Source organism: Bacteroides sp. AM23-12 (assembly GCF_003434395.1).
GTDB lineage: Bacteria > Bacteroidota > Bacteroidia > Bacteroidales > Bacteroidaceae > Bacteroides > Bacteroides thetaiotaomicron.
In genome coordinates, this window is sequence record NZ_QTLF01000008.1 from 131,150 (window position 1) to 145,645 (window position 14,496).

Here is a 14,496-nt window from a genome sequence, read left to right on the forward strand (position 1 = left end):
TTGTCTGATTTACCGGAATTTCTTTATTGCATTCCCCAAGTAATAAATAGGATGTCTGTATTGAAATCAGACTTTTTTAGATTAAAACAATAGGACGATTGTTACAATTCAATGGATAATACCTTTTTTTTGCAATGATAATAGTTTGAATATCAATCATAAACCACAAAATCAAGTGTAACATTCCCTTTTTTCACACTTAAAAGATTCGTACCTTTGCAAAAAGAGTATGAAGTCCTAAAAAAGAACATGACATCCATTTAATTTTAAATAAATATCACTTATGAATCGATTAAGACATTTAATGTCATTATGTATTTTTATATCACTAATGGCATGCGAACAAAATGAAGACTGGGTTGTAAATGAACCGATGCAATCATTTGAAGAAAATCCAGAGTACGCTCCTCTCAATACTATTCCTGATTGGGTTAGTGAAAAAGTGACACCTAAAGAATACGAACTATGGAGAACCATGAGTTCAAGGTATGAAATAAATTATTCCTTTTTAAAAAAGGATATTTCAGAAAAAAGGAAAAAAGAAATCTATGATTGCATCAACAACATCTGTGAAAGAATAGAAAAAGGGCAGATTAATAAATATGAAGGATTCCTAAATATAGCAGATGAAGATGGCACCACCCTATCAGACTCACAATATTTTGGCAGAATAGCAACAAGATCACCAGAAGGAGGAGCTGAATATAAGACAAATGGATGTACATTGTATACACATAGCTTAGGTCCCTATATAAAAGCTGCTGTTACTTACAAAAAATCCGATGATGATGTTACAATTACGTCATCGAGTGTTTATACGGGATCACCATATTTAGGAAATGACCCGAGTTTTTCTGGTGCTTCCAGTGTTTCTTACGATAAGGATAAGAAATTAATAGCCGCATCGTGTAGCGGAACTTTATCATTCAAAGATGGATCCAGAAAGGTTGAGGTAACTGTACAAAAGACAGGATTCATGATCCCATGATCAATTTGAATATACACAAGATTAATCTTGGTACAGTTAGTACTCTTTTGTGATTTTCTATTCAGATCTTGAAAAAAGTTATAGAACAATTAAAAATAATAGTCACCATGAACAACATTCTAAGTACCAATCATACGTCCATCTATAAATTATTATTCGTCCTATTTTTTGCAGGGATTTGTAATCTGCCATTTAAATGCAATGCTCAGGAATACTCCAAATTGGACGAAGTACCACAGTGGGTCAAAGAAAAAGTTAATCATGAGGAATATAAATTATGGGAAGTCATGAGTTCTGTTTTTCAAATTGACTACTCTTTTCTCAAAAAAGATATCTCTCAAGAAAGAAAAAAAGAAATACTTCACCTCTTGCAAAACACTGTGTCAAGAATCCAAAATGGTTCATACAATATCGAAAAAGGCTCTTTATTTTGTGTAGCTGATGAATTTAAAATTGACTCCTTGACAAATTGGAACACCGAAATCTTAGAATGCAGGAAAAAAAGCGGTATTATTTATTCCAGCAGGGACGGCTATGATGCGCATTATAAACTAACTGTGATTTATGGATATGACAAAATGAATAAAAAAGTATATCCGATAAAAAATGAATTAGAGTGTATTAGTTACTCTGGAATAGAGATTACATGCAACGACCTGCCAATTGTAAAATATAACGAAGTCGAAGGAAAGCTGCAAGGAACCTGCTACGGAAATCTTTTCTTCAAAGACGAAAAAGGTGCGACTCACAGTGAAGATTTCACCAAATATTTCGTCTTAGAGCCTTGAAACAGCAACTAATATAAATAAATGAAAAGCATTCCAGTTTCTTCTATTCTATATTTTCTGTTGAGTTTGGGAGTCTTATTCGTAAATGCAAACACATTTACAGATTCCCAAATTTTCCCTAAATGGATTTTTATGTTCGCAGGATTAGGAGTAATTGGATGTCTTTTTTCATTTTATCTTTTCCTGGGAAAAAGGTTTGTTTGCAATGCAAAATGTTGTTACTACACGGTTATTATATCTTGTTTTCTTCAAGCCGGATACGGTATATTACAATTTTTCAATATACTGTCTTCACATTCCATCACCTACAATGTTGTCGGTAGCTTTGATAATCCTGCCGGTTTTGCAGGAAGTTTATGCGCAGGGTTACCATTTACCTTCTATTTTTTACAATATTCAAACAAAAAGGTTCAATGGGCCAGTTGGTGTGCATTGTTTGTTATTGTCTTAGGAGTATTGCTATCAGAATCTCGCGCCGGGTCAATTAGTATATTTACCGTATTAGTAATTTACTTTATTCACCAAAACAAGAATAAGTTCCACTATAAAAAACATATCGGTAGCTTCTTACTCTGTCTATCCTTTCTGCTGATTAGCATATTTGTCATTTCTGTAACAGTCTATCATCTAAAAAAAGATTCGGCAGATGGTAGATTATTAATATGGCGTTGCACATGGGAAATGATAAAACATGAGCCTTTTACAGGATATGGAGTCGGAGGATTCAGCGCACACTATATGGATTATCAAGCCCAATATTTCAAGGAACATCCGGATAGTCAATTTGCAATTTTAGCAGACAATATTAAGAGTCCTTTTAATGAATACCTTTCTGTCGGAGTCCAGTTTGGTATTCTAACTTGGGTACTTTTGATAGCTGCTGGTATTTTCTTGATTCTTTGTCACAGGAAGCACCCAACCAAAGCAGGATATGTGTCTCTGCTCTCTTTACTTTCCATTGCAGTTTTTTCTTTTTTCTCTTATCCATTCACTTATCCCTTCATTTGGATTATTAGTGCATTAAGTGTTAGTACTTTAATAGGAAAAGCCTATGAAAATACCTTGTTTCAAAAAACAACAATTATAAAAAGAGGAATTGCTTTTTTCTTATTAATAGGAAGTTTATTTTTGCTTATTGAAGTGGTGAGCAGAATTAAAGCAGAACTGGAATGGGGAAAAGTAGCGCATATGTCGCTCTGTGGACGAACCAATGACATGTTACCACGATACCATAATTTACTACATACTTTTAGAAGAAATCCTTATTTCTTATATAATTACTCTGCCGAACTTTGTGTTGCCGAAAAATATAAAGAATGCTTAGCAATAACGGCTATTTGCTGTAATTATTGGTCAGATTACAATTTAGAATTAGTACAAGCAGAGGCATATATTGGCCTAAAACAATATGATGCAGCCAAACATCATTTAGAGAAAGCTACCTTAATGTGTCCTGTAAGGTTTATACCTCTTTATAGGTTACATTATGTCTACATGAAACAGGGAAAGGCAGAAAAGGCAAATAGGCTGGCTCAATTAATCATAGAAAAACCTGTAAAAAAGAATTCTACAATCATTCAAAAAATTAAGGCTGAGATGAAACATCATTTATCGAGAAAAACATGTTTGTACTAAAAGCATACACAACAGTGCATTTGGAAGGCGAAAACATAAATAAGAATACGCCTTTTATGGTCGAAGAGATTGCCAAAACTTTAAAGGCAAACAAATAACGGACATAATTATAAACTGCGGCAATTATTGTCTGATTTACCGTTTCTCTTCGTCCAAGCAACCCTATAATCGCTTGATTTTCACTTATTGTTATCAGTTTTTCGTAGGGCCATCTTCATCGTTCCACCCGGGTAGAACGAACTGTCTACGTCTGTGACACGATCGGTTTACCCAGGTGCAATGATCAGTTCACCCGGGTGGAACGATGAAGATGTCGGTAAGATAATATAAGAATGTAAGGGAGATATGCTAAGGACATAAGTGTCACAACATACAAATGATAGGCAGAGTAAAATCAATACAGCTGTAGTCTGTAGCAGAAAGAATGATGAGAGACAACTTAAAAAAGGATGAGAGATACACTGTTTGGGAGCATATTATGGGATAAAACGATGAGAGACACCCTGCTCCGAAGGTATCTCTCATTCATTATTCATCTAGTTATCTGATCTTTACAGAAAGGCAGTGAGACCGTGAGACTAATTTTTTTTTTATTTCTTGGGAGCGAGCAGATTATTCCTTATCTACAGAAAATTTAAAGATACACTGACTCATGTATTTTTCTCCCGGGCGAAGCACAGCCGAAGGCCATTCCGGTTTGTTCGGAGTATCCGGATACTTCTGAGTTTCAAGACATACGGAAGCACGCTGATTATATGTGATACCTTTCTTTCCTGTCAGAGAACCATCCAGAAAGTTGCCGGCATATACCTGAACACCCGGTTCGTTGGTATATACATCCAGTACGATACCCGTTTTGGGAGATTCGAGTGAAGCACATTTACGGGAAATATCCCCTTTGGCATTCAATACCCAGTTATGGTCATAACCATTTCCATTCTTCAATTGTACAAAATCGTAGTCGTTGATGCGTGCACCTACCGGAGTCGGAGTGCGGAAATCCATCGGAGTACCTTCTACCGGAACAATCTCGCCGGTTGTCATGAATGTGCTGTCTACCGGAGTATAATAATCGGCATCCACCATCAGCAGATGATCTGCATTATTTGCCGCATCGCCGTCAAGGTTAAAATAAGAGTGATTGGTCATATTTACGATGGTCGGCTTATCCGTTTCTGCTTCATAGCGAATATCGATAGCGTTATCGTCCGTCAGTTTCATCAGAACCTTGCAGGTAATGTTACCCGGGAAACCTTCTTCGCCATCCGCAGCGACATAAGTCAGTTCCACTTCTTGCGGATTCGGTTGCACAGCGTCAAACACACGATACTGGAATCCATTGGGACCGCCATGCAGGCAATGACCGTAATTATTCTGAGGCAACTGATATTCAATGCTGTCCAATGTGAATCGACCTTGATTGATACGGTTTGCGTAACGACCGATGCTGGCACCAAAATCAGAAGGTTTGCTGATATAATCCTGAATAGAATCGAAACCTAAAACTACATCCTGCATCTTACCGTCTTTATCGGGGACCATCACAGAAACAATGCGTCCACCGAAATTCGTCACACAAACTTCCATGTTGTTCTTGTTACGAAGGGTGTACAGATCGGTTTTCTTACCACCTACTTCAGTCTGGAAGTTAGTTCTTAACAGGCCGGAGTCAGTTGGTTGCTCGGCTTTCGGGGTACAAGCAGCTACAAAAAGGGCAGAAACAGCCCATAATGCTAAATTCTTCATGGTTGATATAAGTATTATTATAAATTAGTTCAACAAACATCTTTTATTTAGATTGCAAAATTGGCGAAATTCTGATAGTTTGGAGGCAACATTCTTTCCAAATAATAGCACAAATCAGTCATTTCGCCAATGATGCAATCATAAACACTTATATCTTTCTAAATCAAAATGATTTATCTTATAGCAAATGCAAGTAAACTGATTCCATCACCAGTTACTCCTTTGTATTCGGGAAAGCCGATATTCTCAACCGGGCCGCTCCCATCGGAATCAATGTAATCTCTTCTTTAGCGCCTTTCACCGCATCTTCTTCGGGCAATACACCGCAAAGTCCGGTTTCGTCAATCTGCCATTCGGGGATCATCTGGCCGGTAGCTTTCACTTCCAAAGGCACATTGGCCACCGTGAACGGGAAGTTATCAGCAGGCCAGGACTTACGAACGACTTTGAAGTTCTTCAAAGGCTCTTTCTTATCCAATACCAACGAATAGTTCCAGGGACTGTTAGCATAGATTTCAGTAGTAGGCCACTTCTTCGGGTCAGCACCTTTCTGCCATTTGGAGTCACCGATAGCCGTTTCACGACTGTCTTTTTCTATATATTTCTCGTCAATCTTCAGAGATAAAGTCAACGGACCATAATCCACACTTACACTGTTCTTATTGACTTGCCACGTACGCATGGACAAAGACATCGGAAGAGTCATTTCTACTTTATCACCATCCGCCCATTCGCGTTCGATACAAAGGTATTTACCGGATACAGGTTTCACACTGATCTTCTTTCCGTTGACACGCACTTCGGCTCCTTCAGTCCATGAAGGAATGCGGAGGTAGAACGGAAAATCGACCTTTTCATCGGTAGAAACGGTGAATTTGATGCCTTCTTCAAAAGGATAGTTAGTCTCTTCGTGAAGGACGATTTCTTTTCCATTACCCACTTTTACCGTAGCTTTACAAGCAGCATAGATGGCGGCAGCAATACCGTTGTCGGGAGTTGCCAATATCAGATGTTCCGAAAAATAAGGCCAGCCTTGTGCATGGTTATGCTGACAGCAACGGCTGCTGAACGGATTCATGGAAAGGAACGGACCACGGTTGTCAATACCCGGATGATGGTTCTTTGAGTCACTGACAGTATGATTCGGACAAGTGATGTAGCGCAAAGCCTTGAAGTCCGGCATCACAGCGGCAGGATAAGAGTTGAAAGCTACTTCTTCGCAATGCTCAGCCCACATCGGGTCACCTGTCATACAGAGCATGATCTCATCGGAAGCCATCTGTTCCACCAGTCCGCAGGTTTCCACTCCCTGACGAGGATCGATATATCCCAGACGGGCATTCTCGTCGGCACCGAACATACCGCCCGGAACCTGGCCAAAAGTGCGACGGATCAAATGATGTACATTATAAGAGGCTTTGAGCATGGCGGAATCTCCGGTCTGCATATAATAAGTGGCAGGTTCGCGGAAACACTGGGCGATGTTCACATTGTGCCAGTTGGGCAGGGAGGTTGATTTTGTCCAGTCGGCTGTGTTGCGGTGAATCTTCTTGGCAAGGTCCAGCAGGAAGGCATCTCCGGTATGGTTATAAAGCCAATAGATACTGATGATGTTGTCACCGCCACGGCTGTTTTCCCAATAGTCTTCCAGAAGTTTATCGTCGGGGACAGTCATCTGCCATTTGAAGTAGTTCGTCATCAGGTCAATAACCCGTTGGTCCTGAGAATACTCATAATAAGATTGCAGACACCAGAGCATAATCATCTGTGCCCACAACTCACGCTTGCCGTTCCGTTCGTTGACAGGACCGAAGTATCCATCGGGCTGGCAACTGGCAAATACACCTTCAATCCATGTTTTTGTTTCTGCAATCATTTTCGGGTCATTCAGGATATAGGCAAGGTTGCCATAACCTTTCAGCCAGTAAGGTACTTCTTCCCAGCCATGATCACCACCGGTTGTCAGCCAGGCGTTATTATCTTTCTCCAGCCAGGCACTGATTTCTCCCAGATGTCCGGTCAGCCCGTCACGTTGCAGTTCGAGGTACTTCTTTACCCAGCCTTCCGGCTGGATGCTGCCGACAGGCAGCTTAATAAAGTTCAACGGACGGAGCGGGGCCCGATAGCTCACATAATTCACATTCGTCGATTCTGTGTCGGGGCGGTCCATCACCCTTACAGACTCACTGGCAGTGCGTGTAGTAAAAGCTGCTGTCAGTAACCCGACAGTCAGCAGCGTACCCGCAACACCTATTTTAAAAGATCGTTTCTGTTTCATTTTGAATATTTTTTTGGAGATACTACCGACTTTTTAGTCAGCCTTGTTTTAATTCGGTTTATTTATAATTATAAATCAATTCTCCGCCTTTTATCAGTTCATTGTGAGATATACGGTAGTCAGCAATCTTTTTCCCGTTGAAATGGATACTTTTGATCGGTGCGTCTTTCTTTTTCCGTCCTTCTGTCTGAATAGTAAGTACGTTTCCATTCGTCAACCGCAACAGTACCCTGTCGAAAAGCGGAGAGGTCAGATCATAGTATTCATCTCCCACAAGCAGAGGATAGAAACCCATTGCCCCGAACACGTACCAGGCACTCATCGTACCGTCGTCTTCGTCCATTTCGGGACTATACCCTTCGGGGGCATTCTTGAATGCTTTACCCAGATAAGGAGTCTTAAATTCCGAGTTGCCTCCATATTTATGGATCATCGGTTCGGTCATCAGACTGCGCACTATCTGCTGGGTTTTCTCCGGTGCCCCAAGTCGGTTGAACAGGTAAGGAACATGGATATCCGGTTCGTTTCCTTGATTATAAAGGTGATGGTCGAAGAAATAGGTAAGCTGCGAACGAAGAGAGTCCTGCCCTACCCATTCTATCATTTTATCAATGTATTGTGGAGCCGCCCATCGGTATTGCCAACGGGTTCCCTGATAGAGTCCGTTGTTCTTCATCACTTCAAAAGCGGGAGTCACATTCATAAATTCCTTCTTCCATGTTTCTTCAAAAAGAGAGACCGAACGTTGCCGGTATTGTTCGGAATCCGCCTTTTCACCGATGATTTCCGCAATCTTTGCCATTGCCCACAAGTCATATGCCGATTCCATCTTCTGGTCGGGCGAACGCATGGGCAACCGCTCCATTTCCTGCTTCATACCAGCGTATCCTTTACGGAAATCAAGGTTGGTAATTCCTTTCCGGTAAGCGTCCAACAAAAGAATTACGGCATGTTCCGTACGTACTGTCGGGGTAGACTCGAATCCGGTGGACCAGTCTTTCTTTCCCGTTGCATACAGATGAATCAGGGAAGTCGCCATATCCCGCATCTTCGCAGGTTCGGTCAGTACCAACAAAGGGAATTTAGTGCGGAAGGTATCCCATAACGACCAGTTACTGTAATATCGGAAGTCTTCTGAGATATACACTTTTCCATCCGTACCCAGATAAGCTCCGTCCGGAGAACTGACATCCGCCGGACTCAGGTAAGTACGATACAGGGAAGTATAGAAAATGACCCTGTCATCTTTCTTGCCTCCTTTGACGTCGATAGCCGACAGTTGTTTTTCCCACTGATCAGCGGTCCGGGATTTCACATCTTCGAAGTCCATCTTTTCCCAACGGGCACATTCCCAGCTCGCCAGTTCGGAACTTAACGCAGACAGTCCGATACGGACTTCCACCGAACGTACCTTTTTGCCAAAGGTAAGGCAGGCAGTCGTCTCTTTCTGTTCTTCCAACTGGAAAGGATGGCTGGTATTTAAGGAGAAATAGAGTTTGTAGCGTCCATGTCCGCAGACGTTCTTTGCCTGTACATAGCCTTCGATGCAAGTTTCCGATATACGTTTGTTATGGCAGGTAGCTACGTCTTCAAACGTAGAGGCGAAGTCTATCCAAAGGGCAGCGGAAAGGCTTCGGGGAAATTTATAGCGTTCCACCGCCATAGCGTTGGTCGCTGTCAATTCAGTTTTGATACCATTGGTAAAAGCTGTCGAGTAATATCCGGGAGTTGCTTTCTCGCGGGACTTTTTAATATGCAATTCCTGTGAAGGAGCTACCGGACGAATGCGCAGGTTTCCTCCTCCGCCACTACATCCCACTCCGGAGAGGCGGTTGACAGAGATACCGGAGACTTTCGTCACTGCATAATCATAACCGGCATGGCTACGCGGATCATTATCCGGACACACACAAACCATTCCGAAAGGAGCGGCAGCGCCCGGAGCTACCTGTCCGTTATCACCGGAAGTACCGATAAACAAGTTGACATACTTTGTATTTTGTGCAACTGACGGTGTCATGATAGATAACACGACTAAAAGAAGGGCATACCATCTGCTTCGGTTGTTTTTCATGCTTCTAAAATAGTATCATCCTGTCACTCTTCGCTACGCTCTGAATGACAGGATAGGATAAACTAATGATATAATATACTTATCTTTAATTCTTGTTTACAGAGAACTTAAAGATACACTGACTCATATATTTCTCGCCCGGACGAAGTACTGCCGAAGGCCATTCCGGTTTGTTCGGAGTATCGGGATACTTCTGAGTTTCGAGACATACGGAAGCACGCTGGTTGTAAGTGATACCTTTCTTTCCGGTCAACGAACCATCCAGGAAGTTTCCTGCATATACCTGAATACCCGGTTCGTTAGTATATACATCGAGTACGATACCAGTCAGCGGTGATTCGAGAGTAGCACACTTACGGGTAATGTCGCCCTTGGTATTCAATACCCAGTTATGATCGTAACCGTTACCATTCTTCAACTGTACGAAATCGTAGTCATTGATACGTGCGCCTACCGGAGTCGGAGTGCGGAAGTCCATCGGAGTTCCTTCAACCGGAGCGATCTCGCCTGTAGTCATGAAGGTACTGTCTACCGGAGTATAATAGTCAGCATCAATTGTCAGCAGATGCGCCTCATTACGGGCTGCGTCTCCGTCAAGATTGAAGTAAGAGTGGTTGGTCATATTCACAATGGTCGGCTTGTCAGTTTCCGCTTCGTAACGGATATCGATCGCATTATCGTCTGTCAGCTTCATCAACACTTTACAAGTGATATTTCCCGGGAAACCTTCTTCGCCATCTTCTGCCATGTAAGTCAATTCCAGTTCTTGCGGATTTGGCTGAACGGCATCAAACACACGGTACTGGAATCCTTGCGGACCGCCATGCAGGCAGTGACCGTAATTATTCTGAGGCAACTGATACTCAGTACCGTCCAAAGTAAATCGACCTTGGTTGATACGGTTAGCATAACGGCCGATGCTTGCTCCGAAGTCCGAAGGCTTGCTGACATAATCCTGAATCGAATCGAAGCCGAGCACTACATCACGCATCTGTCCGTCCTTGTCGGGTACCATCACTGAAACGATACGACCACCGAAGTTCGTTACACAAACTTCCATCTTGTTCTTGTTGCGCAAGGTATACAAATCTGTTTTCTTTCCATCCACTTCCATCTGGAAGTTACTTTGCAATAAACCGGAATCCGTTGTTTTCTCGGCTTTCGGTGTACAAGCTGCCATTAAGAGGGCGGCAACTGCCCATACACATAACTTTTTCATGGTATTCTATTAATTGATACTATTCAATAAATCTACTTTGCCTTCGTTGACCAACTTAAGAATCAGTTCTCCGAAAAGCGTATTCTGCCAGGCAAACCAGGCACGGGTGAAGTTCTTCGGATCGTCTTTGTGGAAAGATTCATGCATAAAGCCTGTTCCGGCATCGGTATCCATCAGCATTTTGATACAGGTTTTGATTTCCGCATCATCCTTGCTGGTGAAGGCTTTCATCATGATACTCATCGGCCACACCATATCATAACCGATATGCGGTCCGCCGATACCTTCGCCTGCCTTGCCTTTGAAGAAGTAAGGATTGTCTTCGCTCCACACGAATTTACGGGTATTCTGATAGATAGGATCGTTTACATCTACATCACCCAGATAAGGCATGGCAAGCAGGCTCGGTACATTGGCATCATCCATCAGGAAGTGATTTCCGAAGCCGTCTACCTCAAAAGCATAGATTTTACCATATTTCGGGTGGTTGTATACCGCATATTTCTTCAATGCTGTCTCTACTTCCTTTGCCAGGTCTTTGCATTCCTTAGCCAAAGCAGTCTTCTTATTTACCTTATCAAGTATTTCGGCTGCTTTGCGCAATGAAGATACGGCAAAGAAATTGGAAGGTACCAGATATTGAAGAGTCGTCGCATCATCCGAAGGACGGAAGCAGGAGACGATCAGACCAACCGGTTTCACTGGTGCTCCGAGTCCGTCATTATTCAATGTATCCAATGCACGTTCTGTCTTACGCTGGAATTTATACGGGCCAACTCCGTCTTTGCGCTGTTGTTCCTTGAATGTTTTCAGCACATTGGTGATAGCCTGAATCCATTCTTCTGAGAAGATGCTGGCATCTCCGGTTGTTTTCCAGTAGTGATAAGCCAGACGCAGCGGGTAGCAAAGTGAATCGATTTCCCATTTACGCTCGTGCAGTTCCGGCTTCATATCGGTCAGGTCACTCATCCAGTGATTGTCTTCAACGGCACCGTCATTAAATGCGTTTGCATACGGATCGATATTGATACATTTGAACTGGCGGAGGATAACACCTGCCAGCATCTCTTTCAGTTCGGGATCGGAGTTTGCCAACTGCACATACGGCCATACCTGCGCACCCGAGTCACGAAGCCACATTGCGTGAATGTCGCCCGTATAAACGAATGTATCCGGTTTGCCATCCGCGCCTTTGCGGAAGTGTACGGTAGTATCGATGGTATTGGGGAAACAGTTTGCGAACATCCATGCCAGTTTCTCGTTTTTCAGAAGTTTCTGCACACGGATGATTTCCTTTTCTACCGCATTCGAACGGAAAAGACGTTTGGAAACTTCCGGACGATTGTCTTTCTGAATAGCGTCCGTCACACATACATGCATTCCGGACATCGTATTTGCAGCCTGCATCTGACCGCCACAAAGGAGCATGCCTGCCAGCATACCCGCACTGATATATTTTACTTGCTTCTTCATAAATTACTTTTTCTTTTTAAATTCGTTGGAGAAAGAATAAGGGAAATCGGTTTCTTTGGTACCACGCTGCTCATTGGGTTTGGAATCCATCTTGAAAGTGATGGAAGCACCGTTCATAAGGTCCTCGTGAGTCACGTAGTTCTTTGTATGGTCTTTGCCGTTCAAGGTCATGGAAGAGATATAACGTTTGTCGTCTCCGTTATTTGGAGCGGAGATGGTTACTGTCTTTCCATTTTCAAGATGCAGCTTCATCTGTTTGAAGTAAGGAGTACCGAGAATATACTCATCCGTACCCGGACATACCGGATAGAAGCCCATAGCAGAGAACACATACCACGCAGAAGTCTGGCCGTTGTCCTCATCACCACAATAACCGTCGGGAGCAGGAGTATAAAGCTTATCCATCACTTCACGAATCCAGTGCTGCGCTTTCCACGGCTGACCGGAGTAGTTGTACATATACAGCATATGCTGGATAGGCTGGTTACCGTGTGCATAGTTACCCATATTCATAATCTGCATCTCACGGATTTCGTGGATGACACCGCCATAATAGCTGTCGTCAAAGACAGGAGGCAGGATAAATACAGAGTCCATCATCTGGTTGAAGCCGTCTTTTCCGCCCATCAGGTCGATCAATCCCTGAGGATCATGGAATACGGACCAGGTATAATGCCAGCTGTTTCCTTCGGTGAAAGCGTCTCCCCACTTCAACGGGTTGAACGGAGACTGGAATTTGCCATCCTCATTCTTGCCGCGCATCAGTTTATGTTCGGGATCATACAGATTCTTATAGTTCATGGCTCTCTTTGCAAAGATCTCAATTTCCTTTTTAGGCTTGTTCAAGGCCTTACCCAGCTGATAGATACACCAGTCATTATAAGCATACTCCAGTGTGCGGGCTGCATTTTCATTGATGCCTACGTTGTAAGGAACATAACCGAGCTTATTGTAGTAGTCATAGCCCAGACGTCCGGTAGAAGAAACCTGCGGATGTACCGCATTAGCTCCGTGCTTTACAGCTTCCCAAAGGGTTTCGATATCATATCCTTTCAGACCTTTCAGGTAAGCATCGGCAACTACTGAAGCCGAATTGTTGCCAACCATACAGCCTCTGTGTCCCGGGCTTGCCCATTCCGGCAGGAAGCCGCTTTCTTTGTAGGTATTTACCAATCCTTCCTGCATCTTCATGTTCATAGACGGATACATCAGGTTCAGGAAAGGGAAAAGACAACGGAACGTATCCCAAAAACCGGTATCGGTAAACATATAGCCGGGAAGTACTTCACCATTATAAGGACTGTAGTGAACGATATCTCCTTTCGCGTCTATTTCGTAGAAGCTTCTGGGGAAAAGTACCGAACGATACAGGCAGGAGTAGAAAGTACGCAAATGGTCGATATCATCATCTTCCACTTCGATGCGTCCCAAAACGTCGTTCCATACCTTACGGCCTTTTGCCGCAATCTGGTCTATGTTATCTTTGCCCAACTCTTTCAAGTTCAGTTCCGCCTGTTCGGGGCTGATGAAAGAAGAAGCTACACGTACATTTACCTGTTCGCCTTTACGGGTTTTAAAGCCGATCAATGCGCCGGCATGCTTATCGTTGGCTTCCAGTTTATTGGTATCGATGTTACCATTGGCAACAGCTGCCGTATAAGTAAAAGGCTTGTCAAACTCCAGTACGAAGTAATTCTTGAAGTTTGCAGGAACACCGCCGCTGTTCTTGGTCGTATAACCGATAATCTTGTTTTCCGAAGGGATGACTTTCACAAACGAACCGTTGTCGAAAGCATCTACAACTACATAAGAGTGATCGTTCTCAGGGAAAGTGAAGCGGAATGCTGCCGCTCTTTCTGTCGGAGCAATCTCGGTTACTACATCATGGTCGGCAAGGTATACTTTGTAATAGTAAGGAGTAGCCGTTTCTGCTTTATGCGAGAACCAGCTGGCACGCTGATCCTGATCGAAAACGGCTTTACCGGTAATCGGCATGATGGAGAACTGACCGTAATCATTGATCCAGGGGCTGGGCTGGTGGGTTTGTTTAAAACCTCTGATTTTATCGGCATCATAGGTATATGCCCAGCCATCCCCCATTTTTCCGGTCTGGGGAACCCAAAAGTTCATTCCCCAGGGAAGGGCGATAGCGGGATAAGTGTTTCCGGTAGATAAGGCGTGCTTGGACTGAGTACCTACCAGCGGACTAACATAGTCCACTGGTCCGGTAATCGTTTTAGCATCCATATTCCACGCACTAAATAAAGTAAAAGCTAATAGAGCGAGTTTTTTCAT

Annotated in this window: 9 protein-coding genes; 3 read left to right on the top strand and 6 right to left on the bottom strand. The window is 43.0% G+C overall.

What is annotated here, in order from left to right:
* Nucleotides 1-283: 283 nt before the first annotated feature.
* The 3 genes from DW640_RS10335 to DW640_RS10345 all read left to right on the top strand — a co-directional run bounded on the left by DW640_RS10335 (nucleotide 284) and on the right by DW640_RS10345 (nucleotide 3,411).
* A complete protein-coding gene (locus DW640_RS10335) occupies nucleotides 284-988 on the top strand; it encodes a hypothetical protein (RefSeq protein ID WP_008767163.1) in 705 nt (234 codons plus the stop codon).
* Nucleotides 989-1,095: 107 nt separating this feature from the next.
* Nucleotides 1,096-1,776: a hypothetical protein gene (locus DW640_RS10340; RefSeq protein WP_055229139.1), complete on the top strand. Its 681-nt coding sequence runs from the start codon at nucleotides 1,096-1,098 to the stop codon at nucleotides 1,774-1,776.
* A 21-nt stretch (nucleotides 1,777-1,797) separates the two neighbouring features.
* Nucleotides 1,798-3,411, top strand: coding sequence for an O-antigen ligase family protein (locus DW640_RS10345; protein ID WP_074858216.1), 1,614 nt, complete (start codon nucleotides 1,798-1,800; stop codon nucleotides 3,409-3,411).
* 612 nt (nucleotides 3,412-4,023) lie between these two features.
* Here DW640_RS10345 and DW640_RS10350 read toward each other — a convergent pair.
* The 6 genes from DW640_RS10350 to DW640_RS10375 form a co-directional block, all read right to left on the bottom strand.
* On the bottom strand, nucleotides 4,024-5,157 hold the full coding sequence (locus tag DW640_RS10350; protein WP_008762495.1) for an aldose epimerase family protein: 1,134 nt from the start codon (nucleotides 5,155-5,157) through the stop codon (nucleotides 4,024-4,026).
* A gap of 214 nt (nucleotides 5,158-5,371) precedes the next feature.
* A complete protein-coding gene (locus DW640_RS10355) occupies nucleotides 5,372-7,435 on the bottom strand; it encodes a glycoside hydrolase family 127 protein (RefSeq protein WP_117578016.1) in 2,064 nt (687 codons plus the stop codon).
* A 58-nt stretch (nucleotides 7,436-7,493) separates the two neighbouring features.
* Nucleotides 7,494-9,509 (bottom strand): GH92 family glycosyl hydrolase, encoded by a 2,016-nt coding sequence (locus DW640_RS10360; protein ID WP_199610318.1) that lies wholly within the window; start codon nucleotides 9,507-9,509, stop codon nucleotides 7,494-7,496.
* Between the two features lie 85 nt (nucleotides 9,510-9,594).
* Nucleotides 9,595-10,728, bottom strand: a complete 1,134-nt coding sequence (locus DW640_RS10365) for an aldose epimerase family protein (protein ID WP_055299916.1) — start codon at nucleotides 10,726-10,728, stop codon at nucleotides 9,595-9,597.
* A 9-nt stretch (nucleotides 10,729-10,737) separates the two neighbouring features.
* Complete coding sequence (locus DW640_RS10370) at nucleotides 10,738-12,156, bottom strand: glycoside hydrolase family 125 protein (RefSeq protein ID WP_224200668.1); 1,419 nt, start codon at nucleotides 12,154-12,156, stop codon at nucleotides 10,738-10,740.
* Between the two features lie 48 nt (nucleotides 12,157-12,204).
* Nucleotides 12,205-14,496, bottom strand: coding sequence for a GH92 family glycosyl hydrolase (locus tag DW640_RS10375; RefSeq protein ID WP_008762490.1), 2,292 nt, complete (start codon nucleotides 14,494-14,496; stop codon nucleotides 12,205-12,207).